Origin of the sequence: Leeuwenhoekiella aequorea (assembly GCF_004104375.1) — a bacterium.
GTDB lineage: Bacteria > Bacteroidota > Bacteroidia > Flavobacteriales > Flavobacteriaceae > Leeuwenhoekiella > Leeuwenhoekiella aequorea.
In genome coordinates this window covers 92966-112411 of sequence record NZ_QOVM01000007.1, presented here as the reverse complement: position 1 = coordinate 112411, position 19446 = coordinate 92966, and the positions used below count along the sequence as shown (strand labels likewise).

Below are 19446 nucleotides of genomic sequence, written 5' to 3'. Positions count from 1 at the left end.
TAAGGGTCTTTAAGAGGGAGTTATGGCTAATAGGATTATCAGCAATAATTATATTGCAAAAATACAATTATAACTGGTTAAAATAGATCCTTTTCAAAAGCGCTTAAACCGAACAAGGCAAAGTCATATTTTACAGGATCTTTAGGATCTAATTTTCGCAATTTACTATCAAGCTCTGCTACAGCCTTAGCGTCATTTTGTACCCGTGTGAGTAAGCCTAATTGACGAGCTATTCTACCCGAATGTACATCAAGTGGACAAGATAGTAACCCTGGACTTATATTTTTCCATAAGCCAAAATCTACTCCAGCTGTCGCTGGTCGTACCATCCATCTCAAAAACATATTTATACGTTTTGCCGCAGAGTTTTTTAACGGATCACTAATGTGTTTTTGGGTACGGGTTGTATGAGGTATTTCAAAGAAAATAGATTTAAATCTGCTTATAACAGGTTGTAAATCTTCATTAGCATTCTGAGATTGAAAAATGAGCTCTAAACCACCGTGGTTTAAATAGATGTTTTTTAAACTTTCGACAAAAGTTATTAAGTCTGAACCATTAAAAGTTCGATGTACAAAATTATGAAGAGGTTTTAGATCATCAGCTCCGTGATTTAGTACAAAATCGTAGGGATCATTATCAAGTATTTCAATAAGTTTATTACCATTGTTAATAATGCTTTTGCGATTTCCCCAAGCTATAGTTGCAACCAAAAAGCCTATAATTTCTATATCTTCTTTTTTAGTAAATTGATGAGGAATTTGAATAGGATCTGTACCTATAAATTTTGGGCTTTCATATAGGTTAGCCTTCTCATCTATAAATTCTTTAAGCTCGCTTTTAGAAAGTTTAAGAGATGATTTTGCCATCTACCATGGTTAATTTGCGATCGGCCATTTCAGCCAATTCTTCATTATGAGTTACAATTACAAATGTCTGGTTATAGGTGTCACGAAGCTTGAAGAATAATTTATGTAAATTTTCTGCAGATTCGCTATCCAGATTTCCAGAAGGCTCATCGGCTAGTATGAGGGCGGGCTCATTAACAAGAGAACGTGCAACGGCAACACGCTGCTGCTCACCCCCAGAAAGTTGACTTGGTTTGTGATACATACGATGCGAAAGTCCTAAAAAATCAAGAAGTTCTTTAGCTTTCTTTTCAGCAACATCTTTTTCCTTTTTTGCTATAAATGCAGGGATGCAAACATTTTCTAAAGCGGTAAATTCAGGCAGTAATTGATGAAATTGAAAGATAAACCCAATGTTCAAATTTCTAAATCGACTGAGTTCTCTTTCGTTCAGCTTAGAAATTTCAATATCATTTATGTACAGATTTGTATTAGCATGCTTATCTGCACGATCTAAAGTTCCTAAAATTTGTAAAAGTGTGGTTTTGCCGGCACCACTTGCGCCTACAATAGACACAACTTCGGCATCTTTAATTAAAAGATCAACACCTTTTAGAACCTGGACGTCCCCATAAGATTTTAGAATATTTTCAGCTTTAATCATAAGAAGTTATGAATCTTTAAACTGTAATTAAAGTGGGTTAAAACCGACTACTTCAACGACACTTTGATTTTCAGAAATAAGTATATCTTGTTAAGATTTCAAAGGTAATGTACTAAACATAATAATTGTTGTTAACACAATATTTTATCATTTTGTTTAATGATTTCTGTAGATGTATTAACAATACGTTAAACTGAATTTTAAGATGCTTCTAGCGTCTAAATTTGTTAAACTATGAATACTAATTTGAAAACTGCAACTTTTGCAAACGGATGCTTCTGGTGTACAGAGGCGGTTTTTCAACGTTTTAAAGGTGTATACAATGTAAAAAGTGGTTACACGGGAGGTAAAATAAAAAATCCACCGTACCGGGAAGTTTGTCAGGGAAGAACAGGTCACGCTGAAGCCATACAACTTCAATATGATCCCGAAATAATATCTTATCTAGAGTTGCTTCAAGTATTTTTTACTACTCACGACCCTACGACACTCAACAGACAAGGAAACGATGTGGGAACCCAATATCGAAGTGCTATTTACTATCATTCTCAAGAACAATGTAATGAGGCTAATGCAATGATAGAAATATTAGAAAAAGAGCATATTTTTGATTCTAAAATTGTTACAGAGGTTACTCAGGCAATGCCATTTTATGACGCAGAAGATGATCATGCTTCTTATTATGATAACAATAAACTTCAGGGCTATTGCCAATACATAATAGATCCTAAAATTGCTAAAATTAAAAAGCTTTTTAAAGAACAGCTTTTAGAATCCTACCTATAATAAAACACATATTTATGTCGCCATATAAAAAATTTGAGGAGTATAATATCGACTTGAAGGATGAGATAAAAGATAGCTACTCGTCTATTATAAAAGATTTAGGAGAAGATGTCACTCGTGATGGTCTTCTTAAAACTCCGGAACGTGCAGCAAAAGCAATGATGTATTTGACAAGTGGCTATGATGTTGATCCTGCAGAAATTTTAAAAGGAGCAATGTTCAAAGAAGATTATAGAGAGATGGTCATTGTGAAGGATATCGAATTGTATTCGCTATGTGAACACCACTTATTACCTTTCTTCGGAAAGGCACACATTGCTTACATCCCTAATGGGAGTATTGTAGGTCTTAGTAAACTGCCGCGCATAGTAGATGTTTTCTCTAGAAGATTGCAAGTACAAGAGCGTCTAACTCACGATATTTTAGAATGTATTAATACTACTTTAAAACCTGAAGGTGTTGCCGTAGTGATTGAAGCTTCACATATGTGTATGATGATGCGTGGGGTTCAAAAACAGAATTCTACAACCACGACTTCTGGGTTTAGAGGTCAATTTGAAAAGATTGAAACTAGAAATGAGTTTCTAAAGCTTATTAGTTCTGATTTAAGTTAACTGTGGCAGGTTATTTGCTTTATATTTATAAAAATAAAATGTTATGAAAGCATTAGATTATAATTTACTGGTAAAGGGGATATTTTTTGATGCAGTTGGTATGCTGAGTATGGCAATTCCTGTAGTAGGGCCCTTCTTAGATCTAGCGTGGGCTCCAGTTGCAGCTAAACAAATGTCAAAAATGTATCCTGGTCGTAAAGGAAAATTTGCTTCGATATTAGTTTTTATAGAAGAGATACTTCCATTTACAGATATCGTCCCATCTTTTACATTAATGTGGGTATATACTTTTTTAATAAATACAGAACCTCGACCTAGCAAAGGAAGAGTTATTCCGATACGGATTAAAGACTAATAAAAAAAGGTGCTAATAGCACCTTTTTTTATTCTTTTTCTATAGCTTTTAATATTTCTTCATTCATCCATTGAATGGCATCCTCTTTAGCTCCAAATATCCCAAAAGGTTTCTTGTAAAATTTCCCTTCAATTTCTGCATTACCTCGACCAATACTTGTATCAGAAACTATAGCAAATGCTTTTAAACTTTCTACTTTATTAAGTTCTGTGTAAATCATAGGGTTAATACTGTAAGAATGTTCTCTTACTGAAATATAACCGAATGGATGGCCATTATAATGATCTAGGCAAGCATTTAAAAAGGAAACACGATCGTCTTCATCAAAGTTGATATTTGATTTTACAAATCCCAGAGCACAGAATTCATCGAATTCAATTCTACCAGAACGTAGATGTATAATTTTCCTCAATGATGCCATAATTAAATATAACTAAATTATAAATAATATAAATTAAGAAAATGTTATTTATAAAAAAAAGAACCACATAAGTGGTTCTTTTTTAAATAGTTATAATTTAAGAAGTTAAGATTGTGTAGAATTCTCAGTCTTTTCAATCTTGATGGTTAGCTCTTCTTTACCTTCTTCGATATCCATAAAGATTTTATCGCCTTCACCTATTTTAGCAGTGATAATTTCTTCTGCAAGAGCGTCTTCGATATATTTTTGAATTGCTCGCTTCAATGGTCTTGCGCCATATTCTTTATCAAAACCTTTCTCGCTAATAAAGTCTTTTGCTTTATCGCTCAATTCTAAATTATAACCAAGTGATTGAATACGATTGTAAAGCTTTTTCAATTCTATATCGATAATCTGGTGTATTTCTTTGCGATCTAAAGCATTAAATACAATAACATCATCTACCCGATTTAAGAATTCAGGAGCAAATGCTTTTTTCAGGGCATTTTGAATAATACCTTTAGCATTTTCTTCTGCCTGATCTTTTCGGGCTGCAGTTCCAAAACCTACACCTTGGCCAAAATCTTTAATCTTACGAGCTCCAATGTTTGAAGTCATAATGATTACTGTATTTTTAAAGTCAATCTTTCTACCTAAAGAATCTGTAAGGTAACCATCATCAAGAACTTGAAGCAGCATATTAAATACGTCTGGGTGAGCTTTTTCAATCTCATCTAGTAAGATAACAGCATAAGGCTTTCTTCTTACTTTCTCAGTAAGCTGTCCACCTTCTTCATAACCTACATATCCCGGAGGTGCTCCAATGAGTCTTGAGACTGCAAATTTCTCCATGTATTCACTCATATCGATACGTACCAGTGAATCCTCGTTATCAAATAACTCTGTGGCTAAAATTTTCGCAAGTTGCGTTTTACCTACACCAGTTTGTCCTAAGAAAATAAAAGAACCAATTGGCTTATTAGGATCTTTTAATCCAGCACGATTACGTTGTATAGCCTTAGCAACTTTAGCAACCGCTTCATCCTGACCTATTACTTTGTTTTTAATAGAATTAGGTAATTCGGCTAGCTTATTACTTTCAGTTTTTGCTATACGTGTAACCGGTATTCCAGACATCATCGAGACAACGTCTGCTACATTATCTTCGGTAACCGTTTCTTTATGTTGCTTAGAATCTTCTTCCCAAGTAGCTTGGGCAGTTGCTAACTCCTTCTCAATATTTTTCTCGTCATCCCGTAATTTAGCTGCCTCCTCATATTTCTGCTTTTTAACGACAGAATTTTTGCGTTCTCGCACTTCCTCAAGTTGGCGTTCTAAATCAAGAATTTTCTTGGGTACGTCAATATTAATAATATGCACACGAGATCCAGCTTCATCTAAAGCATCAATTGCTTTATCTGGAAGAAAACGATCTGTCATGTATCTGCTTGTAAGCGTTACACAGGCTTTTATCGCTTCAGGTGTATAGACTACATTGTGATGATCTTCATATTTATCCTTGATATTATTTAGGATCTCTATGGTTTCCTCTTCATTTGTAGGCTCTACTATTACTTTTTGAAAACGTCTTTCTAAAGCGCCGTCTTTTTCGATATATTGTCTGTATTCATCCAGTGTAGTTGCTCCTATGCATTGCAGTTCGCCACGTGCTAGAGCAGGTTTAAACATATTGCTCGCATCTAGTGAACCAGTCGCTCCACCTGCACCTACAATGGTGTGAATTTCATCGATAAATAAGATTATATCTTTATTTTTCTCAAGCTCGTTCATAACGGCTTTCATACGCTCTTCAAACTGTCCTCTGTACTTAGTACCCGCGACCAAACTCGCCAAGTCTAAAGTCACTACACGTTTATCAAAAAGAATACGTGAAACTTTACGTTTTACAATACGTAAAGCAAGACCTTCTGCAATGGCAGATTTACCCACACCCGGCTCTCCAATTAATAGCGGATTATTTTTCTTACGTCTACTTAATATTTGAGAAACGCGTTCTATTTCTTTCTCACGACCTACAACAGGATCCAGTTTATTTTCCTCGGCCATTGCTGTAAGATCACGCCCAAAGTTGTCTAGAACAGGTGTTTTAGACTTTTTGTTGCTTTTATTTCCTGGAGCATTAAAAGGGTTATCTTTTGACGACTCAGATGTTGTATCATCATCACTAAAAGATTCACTCTTTATAGGCTCTATATAATCATCATCGCTTGTCATCATAAGTTTGAATTGATCCTTTACATTATCATAATCTACTTTTAGTTTATTAAGCAACTTGGTTGTTGGGTCATTCTCATTGCGTAATACACAAAGTAAAAGATGCGCTGTATTAATAGAAGAACTTTGAAAAAGTTTAGCTTCTAAAAAAGTGGTTTTTAATGCGCGCTCTGCTTGTCGCGTTAAATGTAAATTTTGCTTTTCGCTGCTGGCCGATCCCGGAGTGGGATTTGCCGGACTCAAAATCTCGACTTTTCGTCTTAAGTGACTTAGATCTATATCCAATGCCTCAAGGATTTCTATAGCCTTGCCGCTACCATCACGTAGTAGACCTAACATAAGATGTTCGGTTCCAATAAAATCGTGACCTAGACGTAAAGCCTCTTCCTTGCTATAAGCAATTACATCTTTAACTCGTGGTGAAAAATTATCATCCATAAACTCTCCTATCTTTTTCTATAGTTTTTGAATACCAATTCAAAAACCGTTCCGTTGATATCACTTTAAGTAAATTGACAAAATAAGTTTTAAAGTGACAATGGAAGTTAAGCATACTTATTAAAAAGGGAAACATATTTTTGTTAATAAAAACCATATACAGCGAGTTGCTAAATACCGAAAACACAAGAGAAAAACGTATATTGCCCCTTACTGTTTAAACCAAAAATTTAAAGATAAATACATATGGCTGAAGGAGAGAAGTTAATTCCTATCAACATTGAAGATGAGATGAAATCAGCCTACATTGACTATTCAATGTCGGTCATCGTGTCACGTGCATTACCAGATGTACGAGACGGTTTAAAACCTGTACACAGACGTGTTTTATTTGGAATGCATGAATTAGGTGTTAGATCTAACACCGCACATAAAAAATCTGCTAGAATTGTAGGTGAAGTTCTTGGTAAATATCACCCACATGGTGATACTTCAGTTTATGATACTATGGTGCGTATGGCCCAGGAGTGGTCTTTGAGATATATGCTTGTAGATGGTCAAGGTAACTTTGGTTCTGTAGATGGAGATAGTCCTGCAGCAATGCGATATACAGAAGCACGTATGCGCAAAATCTCTGAGGAGATGCTTGCAGACATAGATAAAGATACTGTAGATCATCAGTTAAACTTTGATGATACACTTAAGGAGCCTAAAGTTTTACCTACTCGTATTCCTGGTCTTTTAGTAAATGGAGCTTCAGGTATTGCTGTAGGTATGGCTACAAATATGCCACCTCATAACTTAACCGAAGTTATAAACGGAATATCTGCATATATTGAAAATAACGACATCGAAATAGACGAACTGATGCAGCATATTACTGCACCAGATTTCCCTACCGGAGGAACTATTTACGGTTATGAGGGTGTACGTGAGGCGTTTAAAACAGGTAGAGGGCGTGTTGTTATGCGTGCAAAGGCTGTTTTTGAAGAGGTTAGAGGTCGTGAATGTATTGTTGTAAATGAGATTCCATATCAGGTAAATAAGGCTGATATGATTAAGAAGACTGCAGATCTTGTTAACGAGAAAAAAATAGATGGCATCGCTTCTATACGTGATGAGTCTGATCGTAATGGGATGCGTATTGTTTACGTTTTAAAACGTGATGCAATTCCCAATATCGTATTGAATACCTTATTTAAATATACAGCTTTACAGTCTTCGTTTAGTGTAAACAATATAGCCTTAGTAAAAGGAAGACCAGAAATGTTGAATCTTAAAGATATGATTCATCATTTTGTGGAACACCGTCACGAGGTGGTCGTTAGACGTACTGAATATCTTCTTAAAAAGGCTGAAGAGCGAGCTCACATCTTAGAAGGTTTAATAATTGCATCAGATAATATTGACGAAGTTATCGCTCTTATACGTGCTAGTAGTAATGCCGAAGAGGCGCGTACCAAGTTAATGGAGCGTTTTGATCTTTCAGAAATTCAAGCTAGAGCAATAGTTGAGATGCGTCTACGCCAATTAACTGGACTAGAGCAAGACAAACTAAGAGAAGAATATGAGCAAATAGTTAAAACTATTGAAGATCTAAAAGACATTCTTGCCCGCAAAGAGCGGAGAATGGAAATTATTAAAGAAGAGCTACAAGAAATTAAAGATAAATATGGTGACGAGCGCCGTACAACTATTGATTTTGCAGGTGGCGATGTAAGTATTACAGATTTGATTCCTGATGAGAAAGTAGTATTGACTATTTCGCATGCAGGTTATATAAAACGTACTTCACTATTAGAATATAAAACTCAAAATAGAGGTGGAGTAGGACAAAAGGGTTCGACTACGAGAAATGAAGATTTCCTAGAGCATCTTTTTGTAGGTACAAATCACCAATACTTAATATTTTTCACCCAGAAAGGTAAGTGTTACTGGATGCGTGTTTTTGAAATTCCTGAGGGAAGCAAAACGTCAAAAGGCCGTGCTATTCAAAACCTTATTAATATTGAGCCAGACGATAAAGTGATGACGTTTATCTGTACTAATGATCTTAAAGATGAAGAGTACATAAACAGTCATTATGTCATTATGGTTACTAAAAAAGGCCAGGTTAAGAAAACATCTCTTGAGCAATATTCACGTCCACGTACAAATGGAATCAATGCCATTACTATAAAAGATGATGATGAACTGCTTTCTGCAAAACTTACAACCGGAGATAGCCAAGTAGTATTGGCAATCAAATCTGGAAAAGCAATACGCTTTGAAGAAGAGAAAACCAGACCTATGGGTAGAAACGCATCTGGTGTACGTGGCATAACTCTTGCAGATGATAATGACGAAGTGATAGGGATGGTTGCTGTTAACGATTCAGAATCTAACATATTAGTTGTTTCTGAAAATGGATATGGTAAGCGATCTTTAGTTGAAGATTACCGTGTTACAAATCGTGGTGGTAAAGGAGTTAAGACTATTTCGATTACAGAAAAAACCGGTAATTTAGTTGCAATTAATAATGTAACAGATGATGATGATCTTATGATTATTAATAAATCTGGTATTGCGATTAGAATGGCAGTTTCAGAATTGCGTGTAATGGGTAGAGCTACGCAGGGTGTACGTTTAATAAATTTAAAAAATGGAGATACCATTGCTGCGGTTACAAAAGTGAAAAAAGACGAAGATGCTATTGATGATGAAGATATCGAAGATATAGATACTACAATAGTAGAATCAACCGCTGCTGACGAAAATTTAAATAATGATAAACCTTCTTCTGACGAAGAAGAATAACCAAAGTTGAATATTAAAATTAGTAAAATAATGAAAACAAAATCTTTAGTATTAGCGGCACTATCTGTTACCGCTTTAACTTTTGCGCAGAAGAAAGAGATTAAATCTGCGGAAAAAACAGTTGAATCTGGCAGTTTTGTTCAAGCTCAAACAGAAATTAGTGGTCTTGAAGGTATGATGAGCCAGATGGACGAAAAGGAAAAAGAATACTATTACTTTATAAAAGGTAGAGCATTTTTAGGAGGTGAAGACAACAAAAAGTCTGAAGATCTTTTAAAAGCTATGGAAGCTTTCACAAAAGTAAATGAGTTTAATGACGGTAGTAAATATGGTCAAGAAGCAACTCAATATAAGCAGCAAGCTATGAATGCAGTTATTTCATCTGCTGTAGATGATCAAAATGCTGAAAAATATAGCGATGCAGCCACTAAACTTTATAAACTATATACGCTAACTCCGAAGGATACATCTTATTTATATTTTGCGGCATCAAACGCTGTTAATGCGCAAGATTTCCCTACTGCATTAGATTACTACAGTCAGTTAAAATCATTGGGTTATACCGGTGTTGAAACAAAATTTACTGCAAAAAACAAAGCTAATGGTCAAGTTGAGAGTTTTAATTCAAAACAACAACGTGATCTATTTGTAAAATCTGGTACTCACGAAGACCCACAAACAGAAGTTACTGAATCTCGTGCAGGTGAGATTGCAAAAAATATCGCACTTATCTATGTTCAAGAAGGTGAGAACGATAAAGCAATTTCTGCTATAGATGATGCTCTTGCTGAAAATCCAGATGATGATGCTCTTTTACGTTCTGCAGCAGATGTATATCTTAAAATGGATATGACTACTGAATATGAGGCCGCTATGAATAAGGTTATCGCTAAGGACCCTAACAACCCTGGATTGTATTTTAATTTAGGTGTAGGTGCTGCTAAGGCTGATGATATGGAAAAAGCAATGGGTTATTACGAGAAGGCTTTAGAAATAGATCCTGATTACAGCGCTGCTAACTTGAATATAGCTGCTTTAATGCTTGGAAAAGATAAAGACATCATTGAGCAAATGAATACTTTAGGTAATTCTAAAGCTGATAATGCTAAATATAACGAGTTAAAGAAACAACGTTTAGCTCTTTACGGTGAAGCTGTTCCTTATTTAGAGAAAGCTATTGCGGGTGAAGAATCTAATATTGAAGCGGTACGTACCTTATATAACATCCACGTTCAATTAGGTAACACTACTGAGGCAGATAAGTACAAAGCTAAATTAGATGCTCTTGAATCTAAATAATTAGCTTAACAATTAATACATATATTAAAGCCCTTTCTTGCGATTGGGCTTTTTTTATAGCCTTAAATTCTATTTATACAATTTGAATTAACTGTGATTATACGTTGTATGAATTGTTTACTATAAGTGATCTGTTTTAAACAAATGACTAATACATTTGCTTACAAAAAAAAGGTTCGGGATTGTCCCGAACCTTTTATATTATAATGATAGGTTTATTTATTATTTAGCACGTTCATACTTTTCCATATAGCGCTTGTATAATTCAGTCTGATGACTTTCAAGGCTTATAGATCTTCCATTAATAAATGCATGGCTAATGGTATTACCACTCATTTCTAAAGCGTTCCCTTTACTTACAATAAGTGTAGCATCTTTACCAGCTTCTAGCGTTCCTAGTTTATCAGACACTCCTAATATGGTTGCAGGATTCTTTGTGATAAGCTGCAATGCATCTTCAAAACTGAGGCCGTGAGCAGTTGTTTGTCCTGCATAAAAAGGAATATTTCTGGATTGCCAGTACTCACCACTATTTCCTAAGGCTACGGTAACTTTTGCATCAATAAGATCTTTTACCATTTTAAAAGAAATATTATAGTCATCATCTTCGGCATCTGGTAAACTATGTACACGAGCAAGAATAACTGAAACATTAGCTTTAGCAATGGCGTCCACTACTTTGTAACCGCGATATGCACCTACTAACACTACTTTTTCAATATTCATCGCTTCTTTAAACTTTAATACATCAAGTATCTCTTTCTCAGAATCCACGTGAATATATAAGTTTTGAGTCCCATCAAGAATACCCTGCATTGCTGCGTAAGGCAAATTCTTAACTGAAGAATCTCCCGACGTAAAAGCTTTAGATTGAGCTATAAAGTTTTCGATTTCTGTAATATCAGATTTGTAATCTTTGTTAGGGCTATAGCCAGGATCTTCACCTTCCCACCAGCGGCCTCTTCGATAGCTGTTAGGCCAGTTTAAATGAATACCGTCTCCACGCTTAACTGCAGCATCTTCCCAGTTCCAGGCATCGAGCTGAACTACAGATGATTGTCCGGAAATCGTGCCGCCCTGAGGCACTGCTTGCGCAATTAGCACACCATTAGGACGCATACTTTCTACAACTTTAGATTCTGCATTATAAGCTACAATTGCCTCAATATGCGGATTGTATTCTCCTACTTCGTCCTGATCTTCAGTAGCTCTAACCGCTGAAATTTCAACCAGACCTAGAGTGGTGTCAGGAGCAATAAATCCCGGGTATATATGTTGACCATCTACATTAATGATCTCACCACGTAGCGGCATTTTTGTTGTACGTGCATCATAGACACCGGTAATTTTTCCGTCTTTAATAAAAATCAGGCTTTTTTCAATTACCTCTCCATTACCTATGTGAGCAGTAGCACCAGTTAGCGTTATCTCGCCGGTTTGTGCTATGGCAGGTGTTTGCTGTGCTTGCATAGATAGTGTTGCAAAGAACAGCGCTATAAATAATTTATTTAGCGTTTTCATAATTAATCTAGTGTTTCTAAAGTGTCACAATCTAATCGCTGTTTTTCTTCTTTTTTCGCAGGTTGAGTTTTTAAACCTTTGTTTTTTGCAGATAACATAAGCGTAGTTAACTTGTTCTTTTGCATTTTAACTTCATCTCGTAGCTGCTTATCTTTTTCTATATCAAAGTATACAGCACCTTCAATAAGTGTTTTTTCTGCCACTGCGCTTACAGACATAGGGTATGTTGACCATAATACTAAATCTGCATCTTTGCCCTCTTTAATACTACCTGTACGATCATCTATGTGTAGCATTTTTGCAGGATTAAGTGTAACAAATTTCCAAGCTTCCTCTTCTGGGACGCCACCATATTTCATCGTTTTTGCAGCTTCTTGATTTAATCTGCGACTCATTTCTGCATCATCACTATTTATACCGGTTAACACACCTGCACTCCACATAATTGCAGCGTTGTATGGTATTGCATCATTAACCTCATATTTGTAAGCCCACCAGTCACTAAAGGTTGAGCCTGCAACTCCATGTTCAGCCATTTTATCTGCAACTTTGTAGCCTTCAAGAATGTGTGTAAATGTATTTACTCTAAAATTAAAATCATCTGCAACCTTCATAAGCATATTAATCTCACTTTGAACATACGAGTGTGATGATATAAAGCGCTCACCGTTTAAAATATCTACAAGCGTTTCCATCTCATAATCTTTACGATAGGGTTTGCCGCTTTTCATTTTTACTTCATATTCTTTTGCACGCTGAAAATAATCTGTAAACATTTGCTGTACTCCCATACGAGTTTGTGGGAATCGATTAAAACTACCCCAGTTTGATTGTTTTACATTTTCTCCTAAAGCAAACTTGATAAACTTAATATCGTCAAGAACCATCTCGTCAATACTAGATCCCCATTTAAGTTTCATCACAGCAGATTGACCACCTATTGGGTTTGCAGAGCCGTGTAACAGTTGAATAGTGGTCACTCCACCGGCAAGATCACGATAGATATCAATATCGTCTGGATCTACAGCGTCCCGCATACGTACTTCTGCAGATGAGTTCTGCCCAGATTCATTAACATCAAATGCAGCTATATGCGAATGCTCATCAATTATACCGCTCGTAAGATGTTTTCCGGTAGCATCAATTACCTGTGCTCCTCCAGCGCTGAGGTTTTTACCTACAGCTGCTATTTTCCCATTTCTCACTAGAACATCTGTTTGTTCTAGAATTCCTGCTTCTTCATTTGTCCAAACAGTAGCATTTTTAAATAAAATGGTTTGTGCTTTTGGTTTTTCTTTATAGCCGTAAGCAATATTAGGATAGGTAAGTGGCATTACTTCAATTGCCTCTTCTTCCTTATCAGAATCTTCTTTATCTTTAGAATCAGATTCTTTTGAAACTGTATCCTCCTTTTTAGTAGCTGTGAAACTACTTTCACTCCCATTAGGTAGAATTGCTGTCCCAGACCATTTTTCATTAGGATTTACCTGAGCAGTTAATCGGGTGTATTCTTTATTGTCTGAATTTTCACCGGTAAATAATACAGTTAACCATCCATCAGAATACGATACTTTAGATCCTAATTTGGTCTCTCCGCTTTTAACTGTTACTGCCGGTTTCTCTAAGGATTTAGAGATTTCCATATCATAGGTTTTTCCGTTTACAGCAAGTGCATAATTTCCATCAATATCTACTATTGAAGCATCTTTAATCACATTTTTTGATCCCTGAACCCAGTTCTCATAGATTATAGTTTCTTTGTCAAAAATGGTTCCTGATGTTATAAGCAAGTTTGCCCAGGCGCCGTTAGTTAATGATCCAATTTCTTTAGATTTACCTAAAAGTTCTGCAGGTATAGTAGTAAGGGCTCTTAATGCAGTTTCTTCTTTTAAGCCATATTTAAAGGCTTTACGAAGCATTGTCATCAGTTTATCTGGAGACTTTAAGTCTGTGGTGGTAATGGCAAATTTAAGTCCATTGTCTTGCATAGCCGCAAGATTTGTAGGTGCTTGATTCCATTCTAGCATTTGACTTAAACTTACATAAGATGCCTGATACGGATCTTCAACATCGTAAGCTTCCGGAAAATTTACTGGAATGATGTATGATGCACCGGTTTGTTTAATCTCACCTATACGTTTATATTCATCTCCGCCACCTACAATAATAAATGGCACATTTACTTCTTTAGAAAGTTTAGCAATACGCAGATCATCATAAAGATTGTCACCATAGAATATTTGAGGTAAATCCATATTTGCATTTAAGGCTTCAAGAGCTAAATCTTGTGTTGCTATATTTCCGCCCTTGTACCATTTTGCGTCTTCAAATACTTGTCTTATTAAAGCGGTAGCTCCCATAATCGAACCGGGATAAGACTGTGGAGAAAGATTACTTTTATTAAAAGAAAAGAATTGAGCAGAACGAGTTTCTAATAAGCGTTCCGATGTGCCTCCATCATCATTAAGTGCTACTAAGATTCCATTTCCACGCACTAAGCCGTCTGCTTTATGGGTATTTACAACACCAAAACCAGCTTCCATTAATTCTTTAGCTGCCTTAGAATCATATTTAAAATCATTCAGCGCATTTGTTTCCGCTCTTACATGATCATTCCAATAGTAACCATCACGTGTTGGCTCATATTGCGGACTACGACCATTACGCTCGCGTTTTGGGATTTCTACCCCAAAAGTAGAATACATTTCAATAAATGACGGATAGATATGTTTTCCCATCAGATCAACGATAACGGCATTTTTAGGCGCATTTACAGATTTGCCTACAGATACTATTTTGCCATCCTTAATAAGTAAACTTCCGTTTGAAACAACCTCCCCGGGAGTGGGGTGCAGGGTTGCGTTTTTAAAAAGTGTGTAGTTAGTGTTAATGGCTTTGACACCATCATTTACCGGAAAATACTCTTGTGCAGATAAAAAGCAACACATGAGTAAAAACCATCCGGAGAAGAATAGTTTTTTTTTCATTTTTAACAAATTGTTTAGAGTTTCTTAAAGATACTTTTTGTGCAGTTTGTTAGCTGAAAATTGTAATTAATTAGGAATAATTTAACGTTTTTAAGGCAATGTAGTTTTATTCTCAAAATAATTCACAAGAAGAGCAACTACATAGCTATAGCTTTGCATCCCCGAAGGTTGGTTGTTGACTTTGAGGTAATTACCATAAACAATTGCAAGAATGGGTTCGATAGGATTTTCATAAGCATTCCAGAAATCCTGCGATTCTCTATAGTTAGCCACAATACCCGGACTTACTTGTGTACTTAAGATTTCACCCATCGTGCGGTTGCGATTGTACACTTCTCCTAAGCAATATCTCAGGGCAAAGATGTATCCTGAATATTTAAAGTAAGGATCAGGATTATTTGTGGTTGCCATCACAGCTATAAAGTTGGCTTCATTTTCTTTAGCAAATCCTAACTGGTGCGCCTCTTCATGACAAGCTACAAGCGGCCATCGATGCGCAGGCATAAGACCGTTTATTTGAGCTTCTTGCGTGATGGGATTTAAATAGCCGCCAAAACCCATATAGGTCAGCGGAAGTCTAAAGAGTGAGTTTTTAATACTCTTAGGAGTATAGTCTAACTGCGGAAAATTATCTTCGACAATAGCGTAACCTTCGGGAGTTTTGGCAAATACTTCAGCTAATGAATACTTAAATTCTACTGCCAGACTATCATTAGACTCTAGCTGCTTATGTAGTTTATTTGATTCTTTGATGAGTCTTTGGGTAAGGCTCACTAAAGCTTCCGTAGAATAATCTTTTTCTATCGATAAGGATTCGTGTAGGGGAAGCCTGTAATAATTGAGACCCCACAGAATATGGAAACTGAAGTAAAGAACATTAACCAGTAAAATTCCTTCAGTTATAAACTTCAAAATACTTTGAAATCTGTTTCTTACTAAATTTAAAATCGAAATAATTAGGTAGAAAATTAATATGGCATACATAACGTCACCAAACGAAAAAGGTAACCACCCAAATACGAATCGAAACACTTTAGAACTGTAAGAGTAGAAGCCAGTGCTATAGAAGTTTTCGATAAAAAGCGGAAAATGTGCAACAATTTTTAAAGCTGCTATCTGTAAAAGGAGCAAAGCCGAATAGATAAACAGTTTTTTATATTTCATATTATAGCTTAGTAAGCATACGATTCTGCCACTACTTCCTCATTGGTAATCGCTAAATGTCCTGGTAATTTATTGTCTTTGGGAAGTACAGCTAAATACCGGTCAAAATTTGAAGTGTAAACCAACTTAAAATTGGGTTTGATCTTTAAATCTAGTTTTTGTATAATTTCATTAATAAACTCCTGATGATGTATCAAATCGTTACTTCCTAAATGAAAAATCCCAAATCGTTTTCTATTTATAATGTAATGAATCTGCTGAGACAATTTCTTATCTGTATTTGTATTCATTATTAAATGGGGGAAAACCTCAACTTGCTCTTGAAGTAAAATGGCATTTTTGATTTCTCGTACACGTGGAGAGTTAGACCCAAAAACCATTGGCAACCGTATAATTGCATATTGCTGTTCTGGTAAATAATTGAGAAAAAAATTCTCGCAGCGTATTTTCAGTTTACCAAATTTACTTTCAGACAAGGTTTTATCAAGTTCGTAACTTGGGTAATTAGTAAACGCATCAAAGACATTTGCAGAAGACAAGTAGATCACAAAAGTACCAGTACGCTTTGCGTAATCGCATAAATCCTCGTGTGCTTCAACCTGACCTTGAAAATCGCCTCTAATTGCAGAAATAACAATATTAGGTCTTACATAATTGAGTACTTCATATATACTATCTTGTACTACATCAAAATGAATAAAATGTTTGTTGTCTGAAAATATTTTACCGGTATGATAAGTACCATAGGTATCATAATACCTGTGTAATTCTTTATACAAGGCACCACCTAGAAACCCACTGGCTCCTAAAATGAGTATTCTATGTGAATTTTGGTTCGGGATAACTTGCTTAATTTAACCTTTGTAAAAAGGTAATTTGACAACCTTAGCGGCTATGTTTTTATTGCGTACTTTGATGAAAATTTCGGTATCTACTGATGTGTTTTCAGTTTTCACATAACCAAGTCCTATACCTTTTGAGAGAGATGGAGACATTGTTCCAGATGTCACCACACCTATTACAGTATCATTTGCGTCTACAATCTCATAACCGTGACGAGGTATACCCCGTTCTAGAAGTTCAAAACCTACAAGTTTTCGGGCAGGACCCGATTCTTTTTCGGCTTTAAGAGCCTCTGCATTTATAAAATCTTTAGAGAATTTTGTAATCCAGCCTAAACCAGCTTCGATAGGTGACGTGGTATCATTAATATCGTTTCCGTACAAACAATATCCCATTTCCAGACGTAAAGTATCACGAGCAGCGAGACCTATCGGTTTGATTCCGTATTCTTTTCCGGCTTCAAAAACCTTAGTCCACAATTGTTCTGCGAACTCGTTATGGCAATAAATTTCAAATCCGCCACTTCCAGTATATCCTGTAGCACTTATAATCACGTGATCAATTCCTGCAAAAGGGGCAACTTCAAAATTGTAAAATTTTATAGCAGAGAGATCAGTTTCAGTAAGAGACTGCATAGCTTCGATAGCTTTAGGTCCTTGAATTGCTAAAAGCGAAAAGTTGTCTGAAATATTCTTAAGCTCAACGCCCAGATCGTTATGACTACTAATCCATTCCCAGTCTTTCTCAATGTTTGAAGCATTAACTACCAGAAGATATTCATTTTCTCGTATGCGGTAAACGATAAGATCATCTACGATTCCTCCCTCATTATTAGGAAGGCAATTATATTGAGCGCCACCTATTTTAAGTTTAGAAAGGTCATTACTACACACCTTTTGAAGTAGGGCTAGGGCATTTTCTCCTATTGCTAGAAATTCACCCATATGTGATACGTCAAAAACACCAACACCAGTGCGCACGGTCTCGTGTTCTATGTTGATTCCTTCGTAAGAAACAGGCATATTGTAGCCTGCAAAAGGAACCATTTTAGCTCCAAGACTTTCGTGTATTTTAGTAAGTGCTGTAGATTTCATCTGTAAATTTTAAGTCCACAAATGTATCAAAACTACACTGAAAAGCGCACCGACTACTTCAACAAAAACGCTTTAAATTGATCGTAATTTTTAATAGCTATAGCTTGCTTTTCTTTGTGCATAACTTGCTCAATTTGAGAAGGAATACTAATTTCAGCATCAATCACCTCATTTACAACCGGTAAAAATTTAACAGGATGAGCAGTTTCAAGGAAAATGCCATAAGCATCAGGATGGTTTTTTAAATAATCTTTAAGACCTAAATAACCCACTGCTCCGTGAGGGTCTGCTATATAGCCCGTTTCTTTATAAATATACTGCATAACCTCCTTGGTTTCTTGATCTGTATAGGAGAAGGATGACAGTTTTTTTGAAAGCGCTTCGAGATCATTATTAAATAATTTCTGTATGCGTATAAAATTTGAGGGATCACCCACATCCATCGCATTGCTAATAGTAGCTACCGAAGGTTTAGGTTTGTAAACGCCCGTTTTTAAAAACTCAGGAACTATATCATTGCTATTAACAGAGGCAACAAAATGCTTAACGGGCATTCCTAATTTATGAGCGACCATACCTGCGCAAATATTTCCAAAATTACCACTAGGCACAGAGAAAACAAGTTCTTTGCCTTTGGATTTTGCCTGCTTGTAGGCAAATAGAAAATAAAATAACTGCGGAATCCAGCGTGCAATATTGATCGAGTTGGCAGATGTAAGTTTGCGTTTAGAAATTATTTCATCATCTAAAAAGGCAGTTTTTACCATAGCTTGGCAATCATCAAACACGCCATCAACTTCTAGAGCTGTTATATTTGCTCCCAGAGTTGTAAGCTGTTTTTCTTGAATATCACTAACCTTACCTGTTGGATAAAGAATGACCACATCAACCCCTTCTACATTTAAAAAACCACGAGCAACAGCCCCTCCGGTATCTCCACTTGTTGCGACCAAAACTGTTACCGGTTCCTGCTTTTTACTTTGTGCAGAAAAGTACCCGAGACAACGAGCCATAAATCGAGCACCAACATCTTTAAATGCCATAGTAGGACCGTGAAATAATTCTAGCGTTCCAATATTTTCTTCGATCTCCACGACCGGAAAATCGAAAGAAAGTACATCTTCAATTATGTCTTTTAAAGCTTCGTCGGGGATAACTCCTTCTACGAATTGTTTGATTGCTTCAAAGGCAATTTCATTATTTGAAAGCGATTCTATGTTCTCAAAAAAAGAGGAGGGAAGTGGTTTAATTTCTTCAGGAAAATATAAACCTTTATCGGGAGCAATGCCGCGAACAACAGCTTCTTCTAAACCTACATTTGGTGCCTTTCCGTTTAAACTATAATAGATCATTTTTGTATCGTATTCGTGGTTATAAAATCGGTAATTTTTGTCTTTTCCTA

General features: G+C 35.9%; 15 protein-coding genes. 5 read left to right on the top strand and 10 right to left on the bottom strand.

Features of this window, described 5'->3' with window-relative positions:
• Window positions 1-77: 77 nt before the first annotated feature.
• Complete coding sequence (locus tag DSM00_RS14065) at window positions 78-869, bottom strand: TIGR02757 family protein (RefSeq protein ID WP_128758613.1); 792 nt, start codon at window positions 867-869, stop codon at window positions 78-80.
• Window positions 850-1512, bottom strand: a complete 663-nt coding sequence (locus DSM00_RS14060; RefSeq protein ID WP_128758612.1) for an ABC transporter ATP-binding protein — start codon at window positions 1510-1512, stop codon at window positions 850-852. The genes DSM00_RS14065 and DSM00_RS14060 overlap by 20 nt, the downstream gene beginning before the upstream one ends.
• Window positions 1513-1746: 234 nt before the next feature.
• Between DSM00_RS14060 and msrA the strand changes: the two genes are divergently transcribed.
• The 3 genes from msrA to DSM00_RS14045 are packed head-to-tail and all read left to right on the top strand — an operon-like array spanning window position 1747 to window position 3267.
• Window positions 1747-2298, top strand: a complete 552-nt coding sequence (gene msrA, locus DSM00_RS14055; protein ID WP_128758611.1) for a peptide-methionine (S)-S-oxide reductase MsrA — start codon at window positions 1747-1749, stop codon at window positions 2296-2298.
• Between the two features lie 14 nt (window positions 2299-2312).
• Window positions 2313-2912: a GTP cyclohydrolase I FolE gene (gene folE / locus DSM00_RS14050; RefSeq protein WP_128758610.1), complete on the top strand. Its 600-nt coding sequence runs from the start codon at window positions 2313-2315 to the stop codon at window positions 2910-2912.
• A 43-nt stretch (window positions 2913-2955) separates the two neighbouring features.
• Entirely contained in the window at window positions 2956-3267 is a 312-nt protein-coding gene (locus DSM00_RS14045) for a hypothetical protein (protein ID WP_128758609.1), read from the top strand.
• 28 nt (window positions 3268-3295) lie between these two features.
• On the opposite strand, the gene DSM00_RS14040 is transcribed toward DSM00_RS14045, so the two are convergent.
• Together DSM00_RS14040 and DSM00_RS14035 are read right to left on the bottom strand one after the other, a co-directional pair.
• Window positions 3296-3688, bottom strand: a complete 393-nt coding sequence (locus DSM00_RS14040) for a hypothetical protein (protein WP_128758608.1) — start codon at window positions 3686-3688, stop codon at window positions 3296-3298.
• Between the two features lie 105 nt (window positions 3689-3793).
• Window positions 3794-6340, bottom strand: coding sequence for an ATP-dependent Clp protease ATP-binding subunit (locus DSM00_RS14035; protein WP_128758607.1), 2547 nt, complete (start codon window positions 6338-6340; stop codon window positions 3794-3796).
• A gap of 246 nt (window positions 6341-6586) precedes the next feature.
• Between DSM00_RS14035 and gyrA the strand changes: the two genes are divergently transcribed.
• Both gyrA and DSM00_RS14025 read left to right on the top strand, forming a co-directional pair.
• The gene (gyrA, locus tag DSM00_RS14030; protein ID WP_128758606.1) at window positions 6587-9136 is read left to right on the top strand and encodes a DNA gyrase subunit A; all 2550 of its coding nucleotides are present in this window, start codon (window positions 6587-6589) and stop codon (window positions 9134-9136) included.
• A 30-nt stretch (window positions 9137-9166) separates the two neighbouring features.
• Entirely contained in the window at window positions 9167-10435 is a 1269-nt protein-coding gene (locus tag DSM00_RS14025; RefSeq protein ID WP_128758605.1) for a tetratricopeptide repeat protein, read from the top strand.
• A 222-nt stretch (window positions 10436-10657) separates the two neighbouring features.
• Here DSM00_RS14025 and DSM00_RS14020 read toward each other — a convergent pair whose 3' ends face one another.
• The 6 genes from DSM00_RS14020 to thrC form a co-directional block, all read right to left on the bottom strand.
• On the bottom strand, window positions 10658-11956 hold the full coding sequence (locus tag DSM00_RS14020) for an amidohydrolase family protein (protein ID WP_128758604.1): 1299 nt from the start codon (window positions 11954-11956) through the stop codon (window positions 10658-10660).
• Window positions 11957-11958: 2 nt separating this feature from the next.
• Window positions 11959-14943 carry an amidohydrolase family protein gene (locus DSM00_RS14015; protein WP_128758603.1) on the bottom strand — a complete coding sequence of 995 codons (2985 nt, stop codon included), beginning with the start codon at window positions 14941-14943 and terminating at the stop codon, window positions 11959-11961.
• 90 nt (window positions 14944-15033) lie between these two features.
• Window positions 15034-16107, bottom strand: a complete 1074-nt coding sequence (locus DSM00_RS14010; RefSeq protein WP_128758602.1) for a DUF3810 domain-containing protein — start codon at window positions 16105-16107, stop codon at window positions 15034-15036.
• Window positions 16108-16115: 8 nt separating this feature from the next.
• Window positions 16116-16925 carry a sugar nucleotide-binding protein gene (locus tag DSM00_RS14005; RefSeq protein WP_128758601.1) on the bottom strand — a complete coding sequence of 270 codons (810 nt, stop codon included), beginning with the start codon at window positions 16923-16925 and terminating at the stop codon, window positions 16116-16118.
• A 36-nt stretch (window positions 16926-16961) separates the two neighbouring features.
• Window positions 16962-18044: a glycine cleavage system aminomethyltransferase GcvT gene (gcvT, locus tag DSM00_RS14000; protein ID WP_128758600.1), complete on the bottom strand. Its 1083-nt coding sequence runs from the start codon at window positions 18042-18044 to the stop codon at window positions 16962-16964.
• 53 nt (window positions 18045-18097) lie between these two features.
• The gene (gene thrC / locus DSM00_RS13995; RefSeq protein ID WP_128758720.1) at window positions 18098-19396 is read right to left on the bottom strand and encodes a threonine synthase; all 1299 of its coding nucleotides are present in this window, start codon (window positions 19394-19396) and stop codon (window positions 18098-18100) included.
• Between the last annotated feature and the right edge of the window lie 50 nt (window positions 19397-19446).